Origin of the sequence: Chryseobacillus diguaensis (assembly GCF_049220665.1) — a bacterium.
Taxonomy (GTDB): Bacteria; Bacillota; Bacilli; order Bacillales; family Bacillaceae; genus Metabacillus_B.
In genome coordinates, this window is the sequence record NZ_JBMKNV010000004.1 from 299,619 (window position 1) to 324,818 (window position 25,200).

A 25,200-nucleotide genomic window follows, 5' to 3' on the forward strand; every position below is an offset into this window, starting at 1 on the left:
TTCTAATTTTTTGTATTATGCTGACTTTCTGTTTGCAGAGAATTCTTTTTCTTCCTTTAGCTTCTGTTTATCCCACATCTTGAAGAATGGATAGTAAATAGCAGCGGAAATAACGACGTTTACAAGTTGAAGCACTGCTCCTGAGATTTTCCCACCAGTAGCCAGGAAGCCTCCAATTGGGGCAGGCGTTGTCCAAGGAACCATAATGCCGGCTGTTTTTGCGACAAGGCCTAAATCCATCGCAAAGTATGAAACTGTAACAACCACTACGGGCACAAGGATAAACGGAATCATCATGACAGGGTTCATTATCATTGGGAAACCGAAGATGATTGGTTCATTGATATTGAAAAGCGCAGGTGCTACTGCTAATTTTCCAAGCTGCTTTAATTGTTTGCTTTGGGACCTGAAGAACAGGATAAGCGCCAATCCGAGCGTGGTTCCTGATCCGCCGATTGAGTAGAATATATCCATGAATTGGACGTTAACAATGTTAGGAATCTGCTCACCAGCTGTATAGGCAAGCCTGTTTTCGTCAACAAGCGCTAGCCAGACGGGTGACATGATCCCCCATACTAGTGCCTGCCCATGGATACCCGTTACCCAAAGCATTTGGGCAATGATGACAGCGATAACTGCCCCTAAGAGTGACCCGCCGAGCATCGACAATGGTTTGCCCAGCAATTCTCCGATAATATTATGCATGTTTTCGAATGGGGTAACTTGGAGGATCAAACGAAGGATCCACATTGTAATCACGACCACAAAGCCAGGAATCAGTGAAGCGAATGATTTTGCTACTGCCGGTGGAACTCCGTCCGGCATTCTTATGACAAAATTTCTTTTTACAATCATTCGATAAATTTCAGTAGATAAAAGTGCTACGACGATGGCGACGAACATCCCTTTACTTCCGGTCAGGGCAAGGGGAATGCCTGCTACATCAAATGTTTTATCTATCCCTTCAGGAGTAAAGGGAATTTTATATGGCGTAACCAGCATGAAACTTACCAAAGACACTGCCGCTGTTGATAGAGGATCCATTTTATATCGTTCTGCAAGGCGGTAAGCCACTCCGACGGCAACGAAAATAGCTAGGAGGTCGAAGGTTGCCCCTACAGGATAGAGAAGATTTGTCGACCAGTTGGCGCCAAATATATTTTTCATGAATCCTTCATAACCGGGTATTGGCAGGAATGCCAGAATTAAAAAAAGCGAACCAATGATAACGAGCGGAGTTGTTAAAATAATGCCGTCACGTATTGCTTGAAGATGCCTTTGCTGGCCAACCTTGCCGGCAAATGGCATAATTTTTTCTTCCAGGAATTTTGTAAGCCTATTCATTTGTCATCCCCCTAACTATTTTACTAAGAAGTAATCAGAAAATATAAGGTGTCATTTTTTAACAAGTGCGATGGCACTTTTCAGCACTTCAGGCCCGTTGCACATTCCGTAGAAGACAGGACTTATGGTATCTACTGGGATATTTTTTTCTTCACCAAGTTTTTTCATTTGGGGCAAAAGATAACGTACTTGCGGTCCTAACAATAGAACGTCAGCAGTGTCAACGTGCTGATTGACCGTATCTGCACTTACCGCCCAAATTTTGCAATCCAAGCCTTGTTCGTTAGCGGCATTTTCCATTTTTGTTACTAGCAAGCTAGTAGACATACCAGCTGCACAGCACAGTAGAATATTCATATACGGAACCCTCTTCCTCTATAAGTTTGAACTACTCTCCCTTGTTGGATTTAGTATATTTTAAAAGCGGTTTCATTTACATATAATCTTTTTCCGTTACTCATGGGAAAAAGTTATTAATAATAGGAAAGGGGGGGATTTGAACAGTATTAGGCTTTTTTACGAGGTATGAAAGGAAGAAAAGAAGAGGCGCGGACCAAAATAATTTTCACACAGAAAAAGACCGCAAATTGCCGCGGTCTTATACTGAGGTTTAGCCACCCTTTTTATTATTTTGCAATGCAAATGCTTGCTGCAAAACCTTTTTCCCGTTGAAAGTCCCATAATCTTCAGCCTTGATTAATCCGACTGGGACATTGTTTTCCTCACCTAATTCCATAAATTCCATCATTAAATACCTTACATGAGGACCGAGCAGCAAAACGTCTGCCTGATCGATCTGTTGTGTAACAGCATCTGTAGGAATTGCCCAAATTTCACAATCAATTCTTAGTTCTTCGGCACTTTTTCTCATTTTAGAAACAAGCAAACTTGATGACATACCCGCTGCACAGCATAACAGAATTTTCACTTGCATCCTCCTCAGGAAATATTTTCAGTGAGTAATGAACTGATTTGATCATAAGTTTTGCATTTAATAACCTTCTGAACCAATTGGCTGTTATCGACTATTTTTATCAACATGTCGTACATGTCTTGCAGGTTATCGGTGCTATTCTTTCCTACATTCAGCAAGCATACGAATTGAACTCTTTTTCCGCCCCAATCAATCGGGTTTCGTAAGGTGCAAATCGTCCAAAAGCTAGAATCAGTTTGCGGTGTCATCGGATGGGGGATGGCTACCAGGTTTCCATAACTGGTTGGTGATAATGCTTCCCTTTCCAAAACAGCAGTCAAATAATTCTCAGTTACAAAGCCGGATAAATGGAGGTTACTGCTTAAAAACCTCAATACTTCATCCCTCTCCTCAAAGTCCTGGTCCAAAAAAACAAGCTTCTTCCTTAGATAGAAAAGGGCATGGTTACTCCGTTCCTTGAGACAGCTTTCAATCTTTTCAAGATCACTTTCTCCCAGGATTGTATTGACATGGATGACCGGGATTGGCAATTTATAGGGTACCGGGACAGTGCTAATAATAAAGTCTATTGAATTGAGCTCTGCATTAAGCAGATTATAATAGGGTGTTGTCCCGGCAATTTCCATTTCAACCGCGAACTTCGACCGAATTTTTGACTCTAATAATTTGGCACTGCCCACTCCCGAAGCACAGACAATCATGCATCTCTTCGTTCCTTTTTTCCTTCTTTCCATTGCGGCGCCAATATGCAAGGATAAATATCCTACTTCATGCTCGTTAATATCAATATTCAGTTCTTGTTTTATTACGGATCCTGCAATAACAGCTGCCTGAAAGGCCAGTGGATAATTCGACTTAATATCATTCAAATAAGGATTAGGCAGATTTATTCCGTACCTGAACCGATTAAGGGCTGGCTTAAGATGCAAACTCATGGCAATAAAGAGCTCTTTGTCATTTTTTATCCCCAAGTTAAGCTCTTCGTTAATCGTATCGACTATTTTATCGATTAGAAGGTAAAGGCGCCTGTCAATGATCCCATGCATGTCACGCTCACTAAAATTGAGTTCTGATATTATTTTCGTCCCTAATAGATGAATCGTAATATAAGCAATTTCAACCACCGGAAATTCGATTTTATAAATGCTCTCAAGGGAGGACACGATTTCTTCCGCGACCCTGTACTGCTTGCGCTCCTTGAGATCATCCAATTCTGCTGAAATTACATTGATATATTTCTTGTTTTGAATTCTGGTAATGGCAATGGCAATGTGGATTAAAAGATTACTCAGGCCGATATCCGAAAGGGTTATTCCATGCTCTTTTATATTTTCTATGATAGTCGAGCGGATTGCTGAGATATCTTCTTTTGTGATTGCCTCTATTCCAGCTGTTCTCGGGTCAAAATCAATATCGAAGGTGTTAAAAACCTGGTCAGCAATGCATAAACGGATTTTGAATTCATCCCCTTTACACTTCAAGCCAAAATTAGGACGCTTTTCTAATGTGATCCCATATGAATGTAAGATTTTCTTAACATCGCGCAGGTCATTATTCAGGGTAGATTTGCTGATAAACATTTCATCGGCGATATCATCAAGCTTGCTATACTCTTTCGCAAGCAAAAGCCGCCTTAAGAGATATTGGATACGTTCTTTAGGTAAAGCTGGGGTTTCTCCTGGTTTTTCATTCTCATTCTTTACGATTTCTTGAAGAAGCTCCCTGAATTTTTGGTCGTCTTTAATCACAAGCTGAAACCCGGTTCCTCTAATCGAATGAATATAGGCTCCAGATTTTAATATTAAAACATTAAGTTCCTTTATATCGTTTCTGATCGTTCTCGATGTCACACCGCTCAGCTTTGCTAAATACTCGCTCGTCATCGATGTTTCGGTTCTGATCAATTCTCTTAAAATGGAGGTTGTCCGAGTATTTAACATTATTCTCACTCCTTAAACCTTTGCGCATTCCTTTGAATTTTGTGGTTTTATACTTCTTTATTTCCAGCTAAAAAACAACAGCCTTCCTTAACATAGCCATGGATTAATGCGGTCCTGCTCACGCCTTTGATATCCTGCTGTTCAATAGGTTTTTTATAGGGATAAATGGGAGATTTCTAATCTATGAGGATATGTGAAGAGATTTGGGGAGTTTAGTTCACTTGGGACCTTAGGCTATTTATCACGAATCACGTCTTACACGAGTGCTCAATAGGATTATCCATAAATTCTCGGTTAAATTTGGCTGCTAGTTTCCACTGCAGGCGTCCACTTTCCGCGGGCGGTGCGGGAGCCTCCCGCCTTCCGCCCCAATCAGCAGGTGCTCAAAAATAAAGAACCTTCTTTAAAAGCGCTTACATCAATTATAAACAATTTTTCCTTTATTGGCATAAAATTTACTCATCATTTTGTACTATTACCATTTGTTTTAAATTCTCATTAGAAAATCTTTATACTCTCCAAAGCAGGAAAGAAGCTATCATTTATGTAACTTCTTTTCCATTGAATATCCTGCAACTTTTTCAGCAATGTGTTCACCGGTTTCTTAAAAAATATTTCAATGCCATTATATGAAATCGTTAACCTAATTTAAAGATGAAAGTTATGAATTTTCAGAAAATAAAACTTAAGGATCGGTTCTTAGTCACTGAGCATTTCTGTTCTAGGCTCACCTTGGAAGTCTAGTAATGCTGACAAGAAAGAAACTGTAACAGCATTGGCCAAGAAACATAGCTCTGCTTAAACAAATGATTTCAAGCGCCTTGAAAAATCCGGAAAAGAGGCAGTCCCGCCAAGTATTGCGAGCAAAAGGAGTATAAAAAAGTTCAATTTCACCTTTTTATTCTATTAATTAAAAAATCAAGGACCTTATTTGAGAGGTCCTTGATTTAGTATATTCTCAATTTCCCAAACTTAAATAAACGCGCTCAACAACAAGGTAAACCCAAACGCTACAAAAGAAAGTATTGTCTCCATCACCGTCCACGTTTTGAACGTTTCTTTCACAGTCAGTCCCATATATTCCTTCACAAGCCAGAAACCGGCATCATTGACATGGGAGAACATGAGAGATCCTGCCCCTGTAGCAATAACAAGCAGCTCAAGGTTCACACCTGACATATGAGCGACGACCGGTGACACGATTCCGGCTGCGGTTGTGAGAGAAACAGTGGCTGAGCCTGTTGCAATCCGGATCAATCCGGCTACCAGGAATGCTAGGACTATAGGTGATAGGGAGAGCTGATCGGCCATCGAAGCTATGGCGTTTCCTACTCCGCTTTCAATTAGGATTTGTTTGAACCCGCCGCCTGCTCCGATGATCAGAATAATAGAAGCGAGAGGCATTAAGCATTCTTCGGTCAGTTTTTTGATCAGTGTTTTGTCCATCCCTTGACGATAGCCTAAGAAGAAATAGGCGGCGAAGCAAGAGATTAATAGGGCAATAACCGGACTGCCGATAAATAGCAGGAATTTTTCGAGCCCTGCCGGCATGGACAGATACGGTGCTACAAGGGTTAACAGCATTAATATGACTGGAAGCAAGATGATTAAGAAAGATACGCCAGTTCCCGGAAGCTGGTTAATTTTTGTTTCTACCCGTACAATTGCTGGTTCTCCCTCCGGCTTCACTCTTTTGTGAATCCATTTGGCAAATAGAGGGCCTGCGATGACAGCTGTTGGAAATGCAATGATGAGAGAGTAGAGGAGTACTTTCCCTAGATTCGCTTTATAGATGCCGATGGCGGTCATGGCACCTGGGTGCGGTGGGACCAATCCATGAACGATGGATAAGCCGGCGAGCACCGGAATACCGATCAGTAAGATATTTTGCTTAGCTGACTTGCGGATAGCTATTACAAGAGGAAGCAAAATGACGAGCCCTACTTCAAAAAACACGGGGATCCCAATGATGAATCCGGATAGCAGCATCGCCCATGGCAGATTTTTCGCCCCGAATTTTTTGATAAAAAATTCAGCCACCTGCATACCCGCGCCAGAGTCAGACATCATTTTTCCAAGAATCGTCCCCAGAGCTAAAATTCCGATCAAATGACCGAGCACAGTGCCAACCCCTGTTTCATACGCGCTTACAATTTTGTCCATCGGCACACCGGCAAAAATCGCTAAAAATAAGCTTGCGACCGTTAAGCTGATAAAAGCATGCCACTTCCACCATGAAACTCCTAAAATCACAATGATAATCGCTACAACAGTAATTCCCATTAAATATAACGTCATTTCTCCCACCCCTTTTTAGTAACCGCTTACAAATTTATCAGCCTATGATTGATCCTCAAAAAGAATCACTGTAATTCACCACATAATTATGCTTCTCAGAATCGTAATATCCCTCGCTGTATTCGACGATCTTCCCTGATTCGTCACGCGACCGGCGAATTCTCTTTAGTAAAGCGGTTTGTTGATCAAGTTTTAGTACATCCAAAATATGTTTTGGAGGTATGGCAGCCCCAAATTCATCCTGGAAGGATTCAAGCCTGATGCTGTGTTCTTCTAAAAACCGGTACAGTGAATTGATCTGCAAGTCCCAAATTTCTTTTTCGGATAAATCTAAAGACAAGTAGTGCGTGAAATAAATATAAGGCTCTTGATTCAGCAAATATATCCGCTCGATTTTCAGGCAATTTTCTCCTGATAACGGTGAATGTCCGGCATTTTCCGGCCACTTCGCCTTTTGGATGCGAAGTATTTGCTTTGTGATGTGATGGCCTTCTTCTACTAACAGCTCGGTAAATCGTTTTCCCTTAGACAGTTTGGCATTGGACACATTTGCAATGACCGTTGTGCCGACCCCGCTTCTTTTTTCCACATAACCCTCTAGAGCAAGTTCCTTAATGGCATTCCGTATTGTGATCTTGCTTACTTGAAATTCCTCTTCCAGCTGCGGCTCGGACGGAATGGTGATGTGAATCGGATATACACCGTGCAAAATCCGATCCTTTATTATTTCTTTTATTTGCAGATAGAGAGGTCCCTTTTTTCTGCTTACATTCATCCTTCTATCTCCTGTCTATCTCTTTATATCTCCAGTCATTCCCTGCATTGCAGCAAGGATCTCAGCTTCTTGCGCCATTGGGGTATCACCAGCTGTTGTACAGGCAAGCATCCCTGAGGCAGCTGCAAAGTGAACGGTTTTTTCAGGTGAAAACGAAGCCAGCTCTCCATGAAGAATACCGCTTGCATACGCGTCTCCAGCTCCTATTCGATCATACACGGAAAATGAGATTTTTTCAGAAAATGTGAAAGAAGCGTTTTTGTATAAGTATCCTTGCAGTGAATGGGTGTTATCACTATTGATCCATCGATGAGTGCCTGCAACCGTGCGGATGTGAAATTGTTCAGCAATTTTAGGGATGAGATCCTTAAGCTGTTCCTCTTCTGATTCTGCTGCCGTTTCCATTTCTAAAATATAGATGGCATCCTTTTCATTCATCATGACAATATCGGCTATTGATAGCATTTCCTCATAATGAGGTTTCGCCGCATTGTAGCCTCCATCCCATAAGGACGGGCGATAGTTGCAGTCAAAGCAGACAAGCCCTCCTTTATCCTTCACCTTTCGGGCGAGGGTTTTCATCGTTTCTCGTACGTCTTCTGTCATCGAAAGGGCAATGCCGCAAAAATGAACAGCATCTGTGTTCCCGGCAATCTCCTCCAAATCGTAATCCGCAATAGAAGCTGTATTAAAGCTGCTCTCCAGACGGTTTGTATACGTCACCCGGCTTGCCCGCTGCCCGAAGCCATTTTCTAAAAAATAAAGGCCCATATACTTTCCGCTTTTGCCAATGTACCTACGGCTGATTCCAAGCTTTTGCAAAAAGGCAAGGGCCGCTTCCCCTAAGGGATTATCCGGAAGTCTCGTGACTACATATCCGTCATAGCCGAGCTTTGTCATGGCGGAAACGACATTTACCCCTGTTCCGGAAAAGGTATAGTGCAGCGTGTTCGCCTGTGAAAGCAGCTCATATCCTGGCACCTGCATGCGCATCATCACTTCGCCAAACGCTGTAATGGTTTTAGGCATAATGATCAACCAGCTTTTTCACGATCTCAAGCAAGACTTTTACATCCTCTGGTTTTGTTTTTCCGGATTCTTTCTCAATAATAGAAGAATAGACATGCGGGATGATCTTCGGTACATTGGCTTCCAGAGCTATCCCAACAATCTTCTCAAAATTATCTAAATCAATTCCGCCTGTAGGTTCTAAAGCAAATCCTTCTTCCCCGCAAGCCTTTGCGACTGCCCTGTACTCGTCTTCACATTGCAGTCCTTTCATCGGAAAATACTTCAATGCGCTTCCGCCCATATCCCGGACCAAAGCAATGGCAGCCTTAACCGGCACGATGGCTGATTCCCCTGCTTCAGCACTAATAGGGCCCGTGGAGATGTTAACATATCCTGGTTTCCCGCACGGTGAGACGAGGGCATTAATCCAGCTGTCCTTTTCGCCAAGGTTCGCTCGTGTCACCCCTACTGCAGGGAACACTTGATTGATGTGACTGCCGGCATAGGATTTCACAATTTCCGCAACGACTGCCGCCTGCTTGTTATCCCCAGCGCCAAGACCGATGGACACCGCTTCCTCTATCGCTGCTCCGCATTTATTCATTGCGGCAGCAGCCGTATCGGCATCAGAGAAATCCTTTGAAAGCACCCCAACCAACACATGCCCTTCTGCTGCTTCAAACACTTCCTTCGCATTTTCCAAGCTTCCAGCCAAAACATTCAGTGCAATACGATTTTTGTAAAACCGGTTTTCGATGTGTGTCATGCTTCTTTTCCTCCCAAAATCGCCTGTAATCTCGCTTCAATGACCTGCATGTCATCTCCCTGCAGCGGCCGGGGATCAATATCAAAAAAGCCCTGGCGGATGCCGTAGTCACGGGTGTAAATGGCAATGTACCCATTTTTCAGTTTTTCGTTTACTTCTTTTGCTGTAGTACCGGCTGCGTCGGGGTCGATACTAATGCGCGCCCGATAAATGGCCCGCCCCGCTTCATCCTGAACGATCGATACGCTCACTCCATTGATTGAGCTTAGGGATTCAAGAACCTTCAGGCTTTCCCGTTCTTCTTCGCTTCGATCTTTCTTCACAAAATACTCATCCATGGCCTGCAGCAAGCCGAATGCGGTTTCCTTCCCAACCTTCATGCTCCGGCCGATGCAGTGAAGCTGAACCTTGAGCCACTCTACGTATTTGTCCTTGCCGGCTACGATCCCTGATGTTGGACCTTCAATCGCCTTTGAGCCGCTGTAAATCGCAAGATCTGACACCTGGACATATTTTTTCAAATCCTCCTCGGCAGCCGCATCGATAAGGAAGGGAATATCGTGCTGCTTAGCCACTTCCCATGCTTCTTCAACAGAAATCATGTTTTTCTGCACTGCATGATGGGATTTGACGTAAAGAATCGCTGCCGTATTTTCGTTTATCGCTTCGATCAAATGCTCCGCTTTCCCCTCATTGGCGTAGCCGACTTCCACAGCTTTCCCGCCGCCAAGGTAGACCATTGTTTCAACTGGTGCGCCATATTGCACGTTATGCCCTTTAAATAGAAGGATTTCATTTTTCTGAATCGGCTCCTGATGCAGCCTTTCACTTTTGCGCCGGTTCCCTTCTGTGACAATCGCTGCTACAGACAAGGCAATTCCGCTTGAGGCCGAGTTCACCACAACTGCGGCTTCTGACTCAAGCAGCCCGGCAATATGCCGGCCTGATTTATCCACTAAATCAGCCATCTCCACATAATTCTGCCCGCCCGTTTTCATCGCATCCATTACGGTATCTGCTGGTGCCGACACCCCTAAAATGCTCATCCGTCCGCTAGCGTTAATGACCCGTTTCAAACCGTATTTAGCATTCAATGTATTCTCCATTGATCACCACTCCTTTTACCACGATAGTTTGATCAGCTGTCCGCTCTTCCCCTTCCGAATCCCGGAAGGTTGTTTTCTTGTTCTCTACTGTAAAAAAAGTCAGGTTTGCCGCATCTCCAATAGCGACTCTTCCAAGCTCTGGCCGTTTCAGCCACTTCGCCGGATTAATCGTAACAGCATCAATCACTTCTTTTAGGGAGTAGCCCAAGTATAAAAATTTCGACAGCACACTTGCCATGCTGTACACGGGTCCATTCAACCGGTTTTTACGATAAATATCTGTACTGATTGTGTTAAAACGGATTCCCGCATTTCTCGCCTGTTCGGCTGTACGGAAGGAAAAGCTTGCATTCCCGTGCCCAACATCCAGCTGAACACCCCGGTCAATTGCCTCTAAAAACTTAGGTAATGGCTTCCCGCTTTCGTCGAACAAATTATTCGCTTTTCCATTCAAGTAATGAGTAAGCACATCATTCTCTTCCAGCAGCTCCAGTACTTCATTAATATCAGGCGGACCTGAGCCGATATGAACCATCAGCGGAAGCCCTGTATCTTTTGAAAACCTCCTTGCCATCCGCAGCGGCTCAATGCCATTCGTGCCGACAACACTTTTGCTGATTCTTGCTTTAAGGCCAACAATATAATCCTTGTAGGCAGCAGCACTCTCTTTCAGCTTGTCTTCCTCTAACAAAGAAAGATCGGACAGCTCATCAATCCGCTGCAAACCAATCCGTGAAATATTTAAAAAAGCCAGCACCTTCGTTTTCGACTCTTCGCTGAGATGAATAAGATCCGGCAGCCGGTCCGCTCCCGTACTCCCGGCATCAACAATTGTCGTAACCCCTGTTTTATAGCCAATTTCATCTGCCTCATCACCATACGGGATAAATTCCGGAAAGGCATGCGTATGCAAATCGATCCAGCCACTTGAAGCATAAACCCCGTGCCCGAAATCCACCTTTTTGTCTCCATGCCCTTTTCCGGCAGGAACAATCTCTGCAATTCTTTGATTCTCTACCTTGATGTCTACAGAATCTCCATCTAGTAATCTCACATTCTGCAGCACGAAATTCTCACTCATTCTCCTCATCCTTTTCGGCAACAAATTGTATGCGTTTTCATTATTTTCTATGAGATTAAGTTAACATAGATTAAAATGCTAGTCAATATAACGTTATAATGTTTTGGTATCTTTATTTATGTATTTTTTTATGTTGGCCATTTTCTTCATCTCTTAATAAAGTTTTAAACTTTTATCCAGCTAATACAAAAAAGGAAAAGCAGGAACTTTGTCGGACGATGTCGATGGGCACAGTTTTTGTATCGACAAAAAAAATGAAATTTTAATAGGAAATATAAATTAAAAAACCGAAAATCCCGCAAAAATTTACAAATTGCGGGATTTTCGGATATTTCGGTATTTTGCGGTCTCCTAAAATACGAAAACCCGCTGAAAAATTTCAGCGGGTTTCCTTCATTTAAGAAGCATAAACTTTCTTTATTTGCAGGATAATCTCTTCCAACATTTCTTTTGTTGTTATTTCGTTAGTATACTCACCCTTTGTGTAGGCGTGCATTAGAATTTGCAGAAAATCTTCTTGCTTCATCTGTTTGGTATCCATTTGACAAGATTCCCTTTCATAATACAGTTTTAGACAACTCTGCACGTTGCTTATTATAATAAGAGATTGCTAAATTGGCAATCTTCCTTTAGACCCTTCCGATAAGTCCTGGTTTTTATCTCCCCGAATTTTGCGATATTGAAACCTTTTAAGTCAGGTTTTTTGTGCGGTATAATAGAGGAATTGAATACTTTGTCTAAATGGTGACAATTCTTAGCAGTCCTGTTTTCGTTAGGATTGCGCTTCCGTAAATACTATAAATACGTATTTATAGAGCAGTCGGGGCATCTTTTCTTAAATTTCCTTAAATCCTTTGTGAAGAATTTCTTCACAGTGATAAAAGTACTAAAAATTAAGAAAAGAGCCTTATGTCATCCATTTTCCGGAGAAGGAAAGGAGCATCCTACATGCTTGAGCAAGAGTTGGAGAGGAATACTGTACTGTTTGCTGCCGGTCAGCTGCAAAAAATTCTTTCTCCCAATGACGAGGATCACCGGAACCTGGTGAAAAAGGGAATGATTCTTTACAGACAGGGAAGTGTCTTCAATGTAAAGTCATCTCCATCAATAGTTACAGCAAAGGTACAGGATGTAACTCCTGTTAGCTGTGAGCTGGATCTGGATTTTATTCAGACGAGTACATGTTCCTGTCCAAATGACGGATTGTGCAGGCACTTGCTCGCTTTGTTTCTCTATATATATGCAAGAGTCGAGCGCGTTGGGACCTTTTTGGACACTTGGAACAGCGGCAAAAGCTCCAATGTCCTGGCCCATTTTCACGCAGCTAAAAAAGTGAAGGTGGATGATGCTTCACTTGATAGCTGGTACGAATTTTTCGACTCGGAGTATCAGGAATACCGTTCAAGCAATAATCTGCAGACGGCTGCGGGGCATTATGAGGTTTACTTTGACCGGTTAGTTCGGAAATCTCCTGTCAAAATGGAGATTAAACGTTTTTTTATTATTCATGCTGCTCTCGCGACGGCGCTTCGGATTCTTGATCTTCTTAATGAAAAAAAGACATCACAGCAAATGCAGTACTTGGCTGGCGCTTATATCAATAGTTTAGGGAAGCGTATTTCCACTGAGCTTAACGAAATGAAGCGTTATGCAATGCCGTTTGCGCTTGATCCGCTGCTTGATGCTAGTGTTGAGCGATTCAGGGAGCTTTTGTTCCACTCAAAAGAAATGCCGTTTGAACGGTTCAGTCTTTACCGGAATCTCTGGACGGCTTTATTGAACAGGGAAAAGTGGATCAATCAGGAAAGAGCGTATTTGCAGGATCGGCTTAAAACAGAAGATTTGTTTGGGCCTGAATGCCGTTTGGCTCTCGCTCATCTTGATTTTCTTCAGCGGAACGATGAAAGCATGAGTTCTTTTATAGAAGAAACAGGTGCTGAAGTGTATGCTTTTACCTTTGACTGGATTGGCGAGCTTGCGAACAGAAAGCAATGGAAACGGCTGAGTCAGTGGCTTGATTATATTTACACGCATGCAGGCGAATTTTTCAGCTCCAAGCTGCCGTTTGAAGAAAAGCGAAGTGCTGCCAGCTTTCTATTAAGTGTTCTTCAGGAATATTCGATTCAGACAAAGGAAGAAGATGCTTATGAGAAGGGATGCAGGGTGATGCTCCCCTACAGCTATGCTGAATATTCCTATTTTCTCGCTTTCAGGAAGCAGTTCAAAACGTGGGCGGAGCTGCAGATGCTGATTGGTTTTTCGATTGATGAAGTCGATAAGGAAACGCTGAAGGCTGCAGAAAAAGAAGCGCCGGAGTCTCTCCTTCCTCTTTACCATCAGTTTGTTCGAGTTGAAATCGGACAAAAAAACAGAGAGGGCTATAAAAAAGCTGTTCGAAAGCTAAAAAAAGTGAAAAAGCTGTATGAAAAGCTGAAGGTTAAAGAAGATTGGGAAGACTATTTGGAAAAGCTCCTTCAGGAACATAAGCGTTTGCGCGCTTTCCGGGAAGAATTGGTGAAAGGAAAGTTGATTCATGCTTAATTCTATAACATACAAGCTGCACATTGAACCGGCTGAAGCCTATCACTATTCTGTCTGGTGTACGGCGGAAGACGATGAGCCGATCGCTGTGGAGGAAATGAGGCGGAATCTGTTTACCTGGCACAGATCCTCTCAGAACGGGGCTTTCTTAGAAAACATTAGCTTTATCGGAATTCCTTCCTTTCTTTTATCTCCTTGGATGCTGGTCGAGCTTATTGGGGCGAGGCCGTTTAACTCCCTTGTTGAAATTGAAATGGATTTTGAGATAAAAAATGCTGGGCTGATTGAGGCGGCCGAAAAGGTATATGACCTGATATCAGATGGCGATTTTATGCCGGATTACCACGCATGGCAGCATCAGCAGGCTGGATTTAAACCGATTGAGGAGGAGCTTGAGGGCTTTGAGGCAGAATTGTTTAATGCTGCAGTAAGTGACTTTTTGGAACGGGATGCAAGTCTCCGCAAGGCATGGCATGAGGTGCGGGAGGCTCATCCCGCTCTCACCCATTATGAGGGTCATTTTTTGGATGAACGGGACTGGCTGGAGAAGATCGGTTATATTCTCGATGAGGCACCTTTTACGATTGGTCTGCGGCTGAATGAGCCGGATTATGACGGCGGCGAATGGCGGCTTGAGCTGCTTTTGCGGGATAAGGTTTTGGAGGAAAATGTTCGTGTTTATGACGGCAAGCGGTCGCTTCCCGCCAAGTGGAAGCCATTTGCTGAGAAGATTGAACGGGAGCAGGACCGGTTTAAAGAGGTTGTGCCGTGGCTTTCATTTACAAGCGGCACAACCCTTGTGACAGAGGAAGAAGCGTGGCAGTTTTTAACGGAGTCGAGCGAAAGGCTTGTGAATATGGGCATTGAGATTCTCCTTCCTTCGTGGTGGCAGGTTGTGAAAGAGTCACAGGTGCTCATGAAGGCAAAGGTATCCTCTACGCCTCGAGGCCCTTCTTACGTTGGAATGGACTCGCTTATTGACTTTAACTGGCGTTTTTCAACAAATGGCGTGGATTTTTCCGAAGAAGATTTTCTCAGGATGGTGAACGAAAAACGCCGTTTAGTAAATTTTCGCGGTCAGTGGATTAAGATTGACCCCGCTTTTATCCAGCATGTGAAAAACGTACTGAAGCGTGCGGAACGCGAGGGGCTTCATTTTTCAGATGTGCTTGTGCAGGAGCTCGCTGATCAGGAGCCTGGTGAAGACGGCGAAGAGCTGATTGATCCGAGGATTTTTGCCGGAATTCAAATTGAATTAAATCAGCAGATGAAAAAGATGATTCATCAGCTGACGTCCCTTCAGGATATACCGGATTATAAGGTACCGGAAAGCTTTCACGGGATGCTGCGGCCTTACCAGCAGCATGGTGTGAACTGGCTCCTGTTCTTAAGAGAGCAGAGATTTGGCGCGTGTCTCGCTGATGATATGGGACTTGGCAAAACGATTCAGATGATTGCATATTTCAGCTATTTGATTGAAAAAGAAAAACCAGAATATCCGGCATTAATCGTTGCGCCGACGTCTGTTCTAGGGAACTGGCAGAAGGAAATTGAGAAGTTTGCCCCTCATTTAACGGTGCATCTCCATTATGGGCCGAATCGGGTAAAGGGTGAAGGGTTTGAAGAGCGGATGAAGCAGGCGGATATTGTACTAACCTCTTACGGGCTCGCTGCGTCTGATGTCGAGGATCTGGCTGCGATGAAGTGGAGTACCATTTGTATTGATGAAGCACAAAACATTAAGAATGCTCATACGAAGCAATCGCGGGCCATTCGCCAGCTAAAGGGCACTCATCATATCGCCCTTTCCGGGACGCCGATGGAAAACCGTTTAACTGAGCTTTGGTCGATTTTTGACTTTACGAATCATGGCTATCTTGGTACCCTCCATGGCTTTCATAAGCGATTTGTGCTGCCGATTGAAAAGGATCGGGAAACGGCGACTGTTGAGAGGCTGCGCAAGCTGATTCGTCCGTTTTTACTGAGAAGAACGAAACGGGATGAGCAGGTTGCCTTGAACCTTCCGGAAAAACAGGAGCAAAAGGAATACATTCCATTGACTGTGGAGCAGGCTTCCCTTTATGAGCATCTTGTAAAGGATACATTTGAGCAAATGGCACAGGTAGCTGGGATACAGCGGAAGGCATTGATCCTGAAGATGCTTGGCAAGCTGAAGCAGATTTGCGACCATCCAGGCTTGTATCTAAAGGAAGAGCTGCCAAAACGGGTAGTGGATCGCTCGCTCAAGATCGAAAAGCTGATGGAGCTTGTCACAGCGATTCGGGAGCAGGAGGAAAGCTGCCTGATTTTCACACAGTATATCGCTATGGGTGACATGATGAAGCGGCTTTTGGAACGGGAATTCGGCAAGGATGTGCTGTTCCTGAACGGAAGCGTCTCAAAAGTGGACCGCGATAAAATGGTCGAACGCTTCCAAAGCAAGGATGTGCCGTTCCTGATACTTTCCTTAAAGGCAGGGGGAACAGGGCTTAACCTAACCGCTGCGAACCACGTCATCCACTTCGACCGCTGGTGGAACCCCGCTGTTGAAAACCAGGCAACCGACCGCGCCTACCGGATCGGCCAGGAACGGTTCGTGCATGTGCATAAACTGATCACAACAGGCACCATCGAAGAGAAAATCGATTTAATGCTTGAGAAAAAGCAGTCCTTGAATGAAGAAATTCTGCAAAGCGAAAACTGGATTACAGAGCTTACGACAGATGAGCTGGAAGAGCTGTTTACGCTTAGTGTATAAGGATGCTCGCGGGGAGGGGTTTTTATGGCAGAAGAGAAAAAGAAAAGAACGGCAAAGAAACAAGCTGTTCCCGCTCCGGAGCTGACAGAGAAAAAGGCTCCTGAGTGGGAGGAGCTCTATAGACTAGCGAAGAAGAAGGCTGGCGGGTTTAGGAAAATATGAATTAAGAAGAAGACAGAATTTCTCGGGATTCTGTCTTTTGTTTTGTAACGTTACAAAATAGAAAGATGGGTCTATTTCATCAATTTCACTATTTAAATTGACGCCATCTCTATTTGGTTTAATAATGTAATTCAAAGGAAAACTTTTACATTACAAATAATTTTTGTAATGTAATGGAAGCGTTAACAATCCAAAAGGAGCTGGAAATATTGAAAAAGAGAAGCATCCTGTTCATTCTGATCCTATTATTTTCTATGGCTGTCCCTGTATCCGCAGTAAAGACTCACACTATACCTATTACTCTCTCCCATTTAAACTTCCTCACTGAATCAGTAAAAATGGACGGAGAAGATATGCTGATTACTCATATTTACTCAGAGTATCCTGACTATAAATGGGTGGATGCATCTGGTGAAGGCATTGCCTGTGTTGATGATGTGGCGCGAGCAGCCATTGTTTACTTAACAGATTATGAACAGTCCCATCATCCAGATTCACTTGCAAGGGCTAAAAAGGCTTTGAATTTCGTTATGCATATGCAGGCTTCAGATGGAGAATTCTATAATTTCATAAACAAAGACCTCTCTATCAATAAAACTGGCTCAACAAGCAAAAAATCATTCGATTGGTGGGCCGCTAGAGGCATGTGGGCTCTTGGTTACGGCTACAAGGTCTTCAGCAAAATGGATCCGGCTTATGCTCAAAAAATAAATGAACATTTTTTGTTGGCTAATCAAGCATTGCAAAAGAAAATCAGTCCAAACTATGGCAAATTCACCATTCTTCACGGCTACAAGGTTCCTGCCTGGATCGATGGATTTGATGCCATGTCGAACGCCTTGCTTGGCTTATCAGAGTATTATGCTGTTTCCCCTAAAAAGGAGATAAAAAATTCAATGACCATGCTTGGGAATGGTCTTTCCGCATTCCAATACGGCAGCTATAGTGACTACCCTTTTAGCGCCCATCTGGACTGGAACGGATCTCCGACGCTTTGGCATGCATGGGGCAGTGCCCAGGCTTTTGCCCTGGCTAAAGCAGGAACCGTCCTAAAAAAACCGGAATGGGTCCAATCTGCAAAAGAGGAAGCTGATCACCTTTTTACTCACATTCTCGCAAATGGCATGATAAAAGAAATGGCACCTACCCCTTCAAAGGATGAACAAATTGCCTATGGCGTTAATATGCTAGTTCAAAGCTTCTCACAAATCTATCAAGCTACTCATGACAAAACATATGCAAAATATGCCGGCTTAGCTGCATCCTGGTTTACCGGAAATAACGATGCGAATTTCGTCATGTACGATCCAGAGACCGGCAGAGGATATGATGGATTAAATGGAGACACGAAAAAAGTCAATCAAAACTCAGGAGCTGAATCTACTATTGAAGCTTTGATGGCTATGCAAAAAATCAACCAGCTTCCTGAAGCTGTAAACTATCTCTATAGCAAAACAAACTCTCGTAATGGCACAAGGATTATGGAAGCAGAGAACTTTACCGCTGCCACAGGAAATCCTGCTGTTATTAATCCTGAAAGTCAATGGACAGGAGATGCAAGCTACAGCGGCAAAATTGTTTCTTTATTTCCAGGAGACTCCTTAAAAACAAAAATCCGATCCAAACAGAATGAAGCTGTCCTTCTCTATGCGGCTGCGGAGAAGACTGCTCTACCTAAGGGGAAAATCACCCTTGAAATAACGGTCAATGATAAAATCACAAGAAAATCCGCCATTTCTTATAACGGGGACAGTAATTACCTGACTTTAATCAAACTGGAAAAACCTGTTCCCCTGACAAAAGGAGAAAATTCTATCGAAGTTAAGGTAAAAGGCGAACAAAAAGAAAAAGTCATCTTGGATAATATTGTTATCCAGCCTGTGGAAGAATCAGCAGTTTTCACCTTGCAAAATGGAAAAATAGTTAAGCTGGAACGGAATTTTTCAAAAGAGAGAAACACACTGACTGAAAGCAGGTTTAACTAACTTATGACACGGGACAGGCTCACTAATTTGAGACTGTCTTTCTTAATAAAGGAGAAGAAAGAGATCAGCAAGCTATGGATATTCAGGGAACGCAAAAATAAGACAGCCTCGCTTAAGTGGCTGTCTTATTCGGATCCATCCCGTCCGGAAGATCAATGACATCATACAGGCCGAAAAAGTAGCCTGTGAGCCTGATATATTCCGAGATGGTGTGACTGATTTCTCTTGGATTCCGGTACCATGGGATTGGGCTGTCATATAGGGCAGATACATAGGTAAGCCTGATCCCGCTTCCATTGTATACCCGGTCAAAAGCGAGCTTCGATCTTCTCATGTGATAATCTGAAGTCACCACAATCGCACTTTTAAAGTGATATTTCTCTGCAAGCTTTTTTGTCAGCGTTGCATTGGTATAGGTGCTTGTTGCTTTTTGTTCGAAGATCAAATATTCAGGCTGAATGTCGTTGCTGAGCTGTTTTTTGCTTGATACTTCGAGTCCAAGCGGCGTTGAAAGCATCACATATTTGGCATAGCCCTCTTTATAAAGGGACATCGCTTTTTCAAGTCTGCCCCCATCCCCGCTCAGAACGATAATCACGTCTGATTTTTTTGGCTGCTCGTTTATGACAAGCATCGGCCGGCTGAGAAAGGCCAGGCATGCGAGAAGCAGAAGAATATAGAGGATTCGAATTATTTTTTTGATCATCATTCCACCGTGCCTTTTGGGATAGTGTCTCATCTATTATAACTGAATTTTTGGTTCTCCAATTGGAAAATTAGTGTAAATGAAATCAAAAATAGTAATAATAAAATATATATATAAATTCGATTAAAAACACATTTAAATACACATTTCGTTACTGATTTACATACTTTTAATATATAATGGAGGTGAGTTTTATTTGAAAGGGGTGCCACCAGCAAAACGCGGATTTACAAATGTAGCTTCGGTGACATTCACTTGAATAAAATCTTTGTTTGAACCTTCTGTACTAATGTTTAAATCGTCAATTGTGTTGGTTACTGTATAGTTTTAGGTATTTGTTCTTCAGAACCATCTTCAGAGTGATCTTCTTCAGAGCGAAGATACTCATCAAAAAAGGCTACCATTTTTGGTACAGCTTGGTCGACATATTGTGGAATATCATACATATCAAAATGAGTTGCACCGTCAAGAATAACCAGTTCTTTCAGTTCATTTGCCAGTTGATAAACTTCTTCACTTTGCCAACGTGTACCTGCTTTGCTTCCGGCAACTAACAAAAGAGGCTGCGTTAAGAAAGTGCTAATTTTATCGTCGATTGCAGTAAATGCCATGATTTTATCAACACGTGACGGGTAAAAAAAACCCTTAGGAAATTTATGGAAAGTTAGATTCGAAAAAGGGTACAGCCAACATTTTAACGAAATTATACGCTAAGAAAATATCTGGAATGAAAAAGCCGAATTTCCCTACTCTAAGGGAGATTCGGCTTTTGTTACGATCGATGTTAGTAACAGGAAGCTTTTATTACTAATAGAATCAATATGACTGTAACAAGATTAATCCAATTTTCACTTCCACAAAGAGGTGTTTTAATAGAGTGACGAAAAAGAGACCAATTTCTTTTCTATTAAGGAATTGGGCTTTTTTATTGAAAATTCCTTAACGTTGTAAATCCGCATTTTCCTGACGCTACCCCAGTAATAAACTGTCAAATAGAGCTAAAAAATTTTCACCATTTTCTGCAAAACTCAATAGCCTGAAAAACCGATCCCTACTGGAATCGGTTTTCCTTTTTTATTAATGCTATCTGTGGTTGTTGGGAGCTGGGTAGCGCTTGGGCAGTTCGAGACCACGCTGCTGCATAACCTCACGCAGCCTGTCCGGGTAGTCGGTGATTACCCCATCAACACCGTCGTCAATAAGCTTGTTCATAGTGGGTGCGTCGTCGACCGTCCACGGGATGACCTTCATTCCGTATCTGTGCGCTTCCTGCACCATGCGTTTCGTGACGTATGGCTCGTAGTTTTTGTCCGTTACTTTTCCGTCCTGCGGGAAACCGTGCACGGGGGATATGGCTTCTGCACCGAATGAGTGGACCGCCGCTACCGGGTCGCCCCCGAAGTCGTCAATGTCGATTCCTCCCAACCATGGAGACGCACCCGGCTGGCCGGGCTGCAGGAACTGCGGACCGTTGGTCAGTGCAACAAGGGGCAGTTGCGGCTCGACCTCGTGCATGCGCATGAGCGATCCCCAGTCGAAGCTTTCAATCGATACTCGGTGGAGCATACCAGCCTCGCGAACCTGGCGGGCGACGATTTGCACGAACTCTTCACGGGGAGCAGTCTCCTGCGGTGCTCCAGCCTCCACTTTCGTTTCGACGTTCATCCACACATTGTTGGCGTGGTAGTGCTTTACGAGGTCGAACACCTCGCTCAGTAACGGCATCCGAGCACCGGGGCTCAGGCGCTGCTCTGGAAATTGCGACAACCTTTGCGATCCGCAATCAAGCGTCCGCACTTGTGCAAGGGTAAGGTCCTTGACGTACTTGCCAACGTAGGGGTAATCAGGATCGCCAGCGAACACCGGGCCCGTGTCCTGGCACTTATCGCCCGAGATCTTGCGGTCGTGCGTGACGACAGCCTGATGGTCCTTGGTGATCTGCACGTCGAGCTCGAGTGTGCTCACACCGACTTCGAGAGCGCGGGAGAACGATGCTATCGTAGACTCGACGGTTAGCCCGATTCCGCCACGGTGCGCCTGCAGGTCAAACCCTTTAGGACCGTAACCTGACCGGGATGGGTTCTCAGCGGAAGAGGCAGCGTAAGCTGTTGTTGAAGCTACCATAAGTGCAGTAATTGTTGCTAATAAAACCTTTTTCATAAGCCCAACTCCTTATAAAATATACATTACTTTTATAGTTTAAATTGGTATTGTAAATCCCCGGTTACTCAAATAATAAGAAACAATAAAGAAAACTAAGTTTAATGGACTATAATTATTGAAGGAATAATGGAATAGAAAATGTCTTAATAGAGCAATTTCTTCTAGCAGTAAGCCTTTCTTGAACTAAACTGGTGAATCCTAGGGTAATGCAGCAATCGGAAGAATATTTTTACCTATCCAAGGAGCAGGCCCTGAAACTCGAAGACCACAAACTATTTCCCTTTATTGTCCCCTGAATTTTCCACCTGGAGCAATTGTCTATGTAAAACAATAGTGTTGATTCTTCACAAAGAGGCTGACTCAACAGCAAAAGTGCAAGGCACCTCTACACAAAATGGTGTATAAATAAGGTGCCTTACACTTTATGAGTTAGCCACTTATGGGATATTTCCTTAAAACAGTACTTGAGCAGCTTTATTTATTTTGGAAGTAAAAGAATCGCATCACCAATGGGGCGTTCTCCTGTTGGATCTGAAGGTCTGTTTTTAAGTTCGTTGCCGACAGTCATTGTGGTTGAACCACCGCCATCTAAATTTAGCGCGTCTTTTGCGCCAAGTGATTTCATTACAACGGCACTTTCATTAAAATTAGCCCCTACGCTCCAGCCGGGTTCATGCCCATCAATGGTAACAAACAGCAGATTTCCATTTGGTTTTATCCCTGCAAGTGTCCGCGGATTTCTGCGTTCTCCAAATCTATAATAAAATTCAGGGTTGTCCTTCATATGGAACCCTTCTTCCACAGGATTAAGTCTGATCTCTCCACCTTTTAATAAACGAGGGCCACCGTTGATCAGCTCAGTTGAGTCTTTAAAGTTTAACCGTTTACCATCCGCCGTTATGTTTTTCTTAACCGATATTTTCATTCCAACTTTGGCATGTTTATGAAGCCAAGCTGCTGCCTCACCCGTTCCAGCCAATACTGAACCTTCTTTTGGAATCGTTCCTCCCCGGCTGCCGCGACTCTGGATTACTTTTCCAGAAGCGTCTAAAACAGCTTCCGCTCCCTCTCCGGAATCGGATGACTCTCCATATAAAGAAGTATACTGGATTAACTCACTTTCATCCGTGCAAGTAAAATCGTGTTTTGGCAGTTCTGTAGGCGTGTCTCCGCCTACACCTCCGCAGCCGCGGATCTGGCCTGGTTTCCGATTTAACCCGTCAATTTCACGGCTAGTGCCGTCTGAAGAGGCAGCCGTTTGCTCGGAGGTAACTGAAGAAATTGCAGCATTTTGTCCAGATGATGAAGGGAAGATAAGACTTGAGCGGTTATTTACCGCCTCGCTTATGAGTTTCCCGCCAATCATGGATATACCCGCAAGGTCTCCCGGTGTACCATCACTGTCTGCCATGACGAAATATCCGCCATTTATTCCTGCAATTGCATGATGACGTTGACCCAAACTTGTTACTGTCTCTTTCCCGGTCACGACATCATTAGACAATGCAGGGCTTAGGTGTCCTTTATATTGATCAGGATCAATCTCGAGAATGTTCACGTTCCATGGACCTGTGGTTGATTTTCCGTCTTCGCCTGTATAAACTGTTTTAAGTCCTGTATAACCATCAGTTTCAAGCTTTTGCTGCATGGTTTTGGCAGTGTCTTCTTTCGTATAGGATCCAACTCGAACAAGATAGCCAAGAGGACCTTTTTCAGTATCGTCGGCCGGCCGGTTGGATATTGTCTCTATTCGTGGATGATATCCCTGAGAAGTGAGCTTGCTTGACAGTTTTTCTGCCTCGTCATGAGTTTTGAGAAACTTAACGTCTATCGTATAAACATCTGAATCAGAGGCAGTTCCCCGTTTGATATTGGTCTGAGTAACACCCGGCGCTACTTCCACTGTTTTTCTCGTTTCCTTCAGATCTGGAGAGCCTAATGGCAATTTATTTGTTTCAGTCTTAGTGCTCAAGGTTTGAGTTTGTGCGTGCACAACGCCACCAATGGCTGATTTGTCCATAGCAGTTGAAGGAATCAACGTTGCAGCTATTATGGGTATGGCTATTAGACTTTTAAACTTTGGCATAATTGTTTTACTCCTCTCTAGATGAATTTATACTTACCCATTTTAGTCTTCCGTTATTAAGCCAGCGTTAAGAACCTGTTAAAGATAATTGATATTCGGCTCGATTTTCTGCCATTTTACGTAAAAAAGGAATATCTATAGAAACACGTTATAAAGAGGCAGGAAAAATCCCCAAATTGAAAATACTGATTTTACCATTAAAACTGATTCACATAATAGGAGAGATCTGGACAAGAGAAGGAAATCCTAGGAAAACAAGTAACATTATTACTTTAACAATGCTTACAGCGTTGAATAGGCGGCACGAATTAAAACTTTATATGCGGCGGGGAGCAATGAAGAACGAACAGGGTAACCATCGAGGACCATCCTTTTTTTCAACTCACTAGCAATACCCCTATAAACATATAACGCCTTAAAGGCTCCCCTTCAAGGCGTTAAATATATTTTCTAATTTTATTAGGGTAATGGGTCCCTCTCTCCTTGTTTCGGACTGGGCTATATTTATCTCAATAATGATGGTCTTTGCTTTCTTGGCAAAGGTTAACGAATTACCGATAGAAGTTGTCGGGATAATCATTCCATCTTCTGTAATTGAAACAGCTTCCAAAATTACGAAATCTATAGGGGGTACAGCCAACATTTTAACGAAATTATACGCTAAGAAAATATCTGGAATGAAAAAGCCGAATTTCCCTACTCTAAGGGAGATTCGGCTTTTGTTACGATCGATGTTAGTAACTGGAAGCTTTTATTACTAATAGAATCAATATGACTGTAACAAGATTAATCCAATTTTCACTTCCACAAAGAGGTGTTTTAATAGAGTGACGAAAAAGAGACCAATTTCTTTTCTATTGAGGAATTGGGCTTTTTTATTGAAAATTCCTTAACGTTGTAAATCCGCATTTTCCTGACGCTACCCCTGAAAGAGAAAGGAATGGGCGAGTTGACTGCAAAGATGCTTGAAGAAATAGAAAAGATTCGGAATGGTTTCGAGCTCGGCTGTCGTGTTGGAGTGACGAAATTAAGCCGTTCCACACAATGGAGAGATGATCTTGAAAAATTCTCTGCTATGGAAGTTGTGGATCGGAACCAAACCGCAGCCATTCTGATGAAACCGGATTTGTTTAGGGTAATGGAGTATATTTATCAAATGGATGCTGAACTTGAGCAAGCCCAAATAGAATCATTATTTGAGCAACGCAGAGAACAACTGATTTCTCTTCTGGTGAAAAACTGGCATCAAAATCGAAGGAAAGTTTCAAAAAACGAAAAGACCATCTTTTAGGGTTATTAAATGGCGATCAGTGAACAATTAGTTGAAGAAGCGATTGAGTGTTTTGCCGCTATAGAAGGTATTGAAATGAATTCTGATGAACTTGTTGATGATGTTATTCTTGTTGCTTACGTGTTTGAAGAAGAACTTGCATTTAAATCGGCGATCTCACAAATAATAAACTCTTTGAAATTAATTACTCGAAATCGTAACATAGGCAACATTTAGTTAACAATTATGAAGGAAGGTTATCTTTTCACTTTCA

Annotated in this window: 21 protein-coding genes and 1 pseudogene; 6 read left to right on the forward strand and 16 right to left on the reverse strand. The window is 43.1% G+C overall.

Annotation, left to right across the window (positions count from 1 at the left end; translation table 11 throughout):
* Positions 1-15: 15 nt before the first annotated feature.
* From celB to ACOT8F_RS08785, 11 genes are all read right to left on the reverse strand, one after another.
* Positions 16-1,344, reverse strand: coding sequence for a PTS cellobiose transporter subunit IIC (gene celB / locus ACOT8F_RS08735; protein ID WP_421651287.1), 1,329 nt, complete (start codon positions 1,342-1,344; stop codon positions 16-18).
* 51 nt (positions 1,345-1,395) lie between these two features.
* The gene (locus ACOT8F_RS08740) at positions 1,396-1,701 is read right to left on the reverse strand and encodes a PTS sugar transporter subunit IIB (RefSeq protein WP_421651289.1); all 306 of its coding nucleotides are present in this window, start codon (positions 1,699-1,701) and stop codon (positions 1,396-1,398) included.
* A gap of 253 nt (positions 1,702-1,954) precedes the next feature.
* Positions 1,955-2,272: a PTS sugar transporter subunit IIB gene (locus ACOT8F_RS08745; RefSeq protein WP_421651290.1), complete on the reverse strand. Its 318-nt coding sequence runs from the start codon at positions 2,270-2,272 to the stop codon at positions 1,955-1,957.
* An 11-nt stretch (positions 2,273-2,283) separates the two neighbouring features.
* Entirely contained in the window at positions 2,284-4,218 is a 1,935-nt protein-coding gene (locus ACOT8F_RS08750) for a BglG family transcription antiterminator (protein ID WP_421651292.1), read from the reverse strand.
* 972 nt (positions 4,219-5,190) lie between these two features.
* The gene (locus tag ACOT8F_RS08755) at positions 5,191-6,516 is read right to left on the reverse strand and encodes a GntT/GntP/DsdX family permease (RefSeq protein WP_421651293.1); all 1,326 of its coding nucleotides are present in this window, start codon (positions 6,514-6,516) and stop codon (positions 5,191-5,193) included.
* Between the two features lie 55 nt (positions 6,517-6,571).
* Complete coding sequence (locus ACOT8F_RS08760) at positions 6,572-7,291, reverse strand: GntR family transcriptional regulator (protein ID WP_421651295.1); 720 nt, start codon at positions 7,289-7,291, stop codon at positions 6,572-6,574.
* 15 nt (positions 7,292-7,306) lie between these two features.
* Positions 7,307-8,320, reverse strand: coding sequence for a sugar kinase (locus ACOT8F_RS08765; protein ID WP_421651297.1), 1,014 nt, complete (start codon positions 8,318-8,320; stop codon positions 7,307-7,309).
* Positions 8,313-9,068, reverse strand: coding sequence for a 2-dehydro-3-deoxy-phosphogluconate aldolase (gene dagF / locus ACOT8F_RS08770; RefSeq protein WP_421651299.1), 756 nt, complete (start codon positions 9,066-9,068; stop codon positions 8,313-8,315). Before dagF ends, ACOT8F_RS08765 begins: the two co-directional genes overlap by 8 nt.
* Positions 9,065-10,174: a DgaE family pyridoxal phosphate-dependent ammonia lyase gene (locus ACOT8F_RS08775; RefSeq protein ID WP_421651301.1), complete on the reverse strand. Its 1,110-nt coding sequence runs from the start codon at positions 10,172-10,174 to the stop codon at positions 9,065-9,067. Before ACOT8F_RS08775 ends, dagF begins: the two co-directional genes overlap by 4 nt.
* Entirely contained in the window at positions 10,152-11,255 is a 1,104-nt protein-coding gene (locus ACOT8F_RS08780) for an amidohydrolase/deacetylase family metallohydrolase (RefSeq protein WP_421651302.1), read from the reverse strand. The genes ACOT8F_RS08775 and ACOT8F_RS08780 overlap by 23 nt, the downstream gene beginning before the upstream one ends.
* 397 nt (positions 11,256-11,652) lie before the next feature.
* Positions 11,653-11,796, reverse strand: coding sequence for a YwzD family small protein (locus ACOT8F_RS08785; protein WP_421651304.1), 144 nt, complete (start codon positions 11,794-11,796; stop codon positions 11,653-11,655).
* A 407-nt stretch (positions 11,797-12,203) separates the two neighbouring features.
* Here ACOT8F_RS08785 and ACOT8F_RS08790 point away from each other — a divergent pair, with 407 nt between their 5' ends.
* From ACOT8F_RS08790 to ACOT8F_RS08805, 4 genes are all read left to right on the forward strand, one after another.
* Positions 12,204-13,796 carry an SWIM zinc finger family protein gene (locus ACOT8F_RS08790; RefSeq protein ID WP_421651306.1) on the forward strand — a complete coding sequence of 531 codons (1,593 nt, stop codon included), beginning with the start codon at positions 12,204-12,206 and terminating at the stop codon, positions 13,794-13,796.
* On the forward strand, positions 13,789-16,554 hold the full coding sequence (locus ACOT8F_RS08795; RefSeq protein WP_421651307.1) for a DEAD/DEAH box helicase: 2,766 nt from the start codon (positions 13,789-13,791) through the stop codon (positions 16,552-16,554). The genes ACOT8F_RS08790 and ACOT8F_RS08795 overlap by 8 nt, the downstream gene beginning before the upstream one ends.
* A 24-nt stretch (positions 16,555-16,578) precedes the next feature.
* Positions 16,579-16,716, forward strand: a complete 138-nt coding sequence (locus ACOT8F_RS08800) for a hypothetical protein (protein ID WP_421651309.1) — start codon at positions 16,579-16,581, stop codon at positions 16,714-16,716.
* Between the two features lie 209 nt (positions 16,717-16,925).
* Entirely contained in the window at positions 16,926-18,701 is a 1,776-nt protein-coding gene (locus ACOT8F_RS08805; protein ID WP_421651310.1) for a hypothetical protein, read from the forward strand.
* A gap of 112 nt (positions 18,702-18,813) precedes the next feature.
* Here the strand turns inward: ACOT8F_RS08805 and ACOT8F_RS08810 are convergent, their stop codons facing one another.
* From ACOT8F_RS08810 to ACOT8F_RS08830, 5 genes and pseudogenes are all read right to left on the reverse strand, one after another.
* Positions 18,814-19,410, reverse strand: a complete 597-nt coding sequence (locus ACOT8F_RS08810; protein ID WP_421651311.1) for a YdcF family protein — start codon at positions 19,408-19,410, stop codon at positions 18,814-18,816.
* Positions 19,411-19,721: 311 nt separating this feature from the next.
* Positions 19,722-20,018, reverse strand: a complete 297-nt coding sequence (locus tag ACOT8F_RS08815) for an alpha/beta hydrolase (protein ID WP_421651313.1) — start codon at positions 20,016-20,018, stop codon at positions 19,722-19,724.
* A gap of 472 nt (positions 20,019-20,490) precedes the next feature.
* Positions 20,491-21,567 (reverse strand): glycerophosphodiester phosphodiesterase family protein, encoded by a 1,077-nt coding sequence (locus ACOT8F_RS08820; RefSeq protein ID WP_421651315.1) that lies wholly within the window; start codon positions 21,565-21,567, stop codon positions 20,491-20,493.
* A gap of 481 nt (positions 21,568-22,048) precedes the next feature.
* Positions 22,049-23,656, reverse strand: coding sequence for a phosphodiester glycosidase family protein (locus ACOT8F_RS08825; RefSeq protein ID WP_421651317.1), 1,608 nt, complete (start codon positions 23,654-23,656; stop codon positions 22,049-22,051).
* Positions 23,657-24,128: 472 nt separating this feature from the next.
* Positions 24,129-24,290 (reverse strand): annotated as a pseudogene (locus tag ACOT8F_RS08830) (acetyl-CoA hydrolase); the annotation flags it as partial.
* A 306-nt stretch (positions 24,291-24,596) separates the two neighbouring features.
* On the opposite strand from ACOT8F_RS08830, the gene ACOT8F_RS08835 reads away from it, so the two are divergent.
* Positions 24,597-24,947 (forward strand): hypothetical protein, encoded by a 351-nt coding sequence (locus ACOT8F_RS08835; protein WP_421651318.1) that lies wholly within the window; start codon positions 24,597-24,599, stop codon positions 24,945-24,947.
* A 9-nt stretch (positions 24,948-24,956) separates the two neighbouring features.
* Positions 24,957-25,163, forward strand: a complete 207-nt coding sequence (locus ACOT8F_RS08840) for a hypothetical protein (protein ID WP_421651319.1) — start codon at positions 24,957-24,959, stop codon at positions 25,161-25,163.
* Positions 25,164-25,200 lie beyond the last annotated feature (37 nt).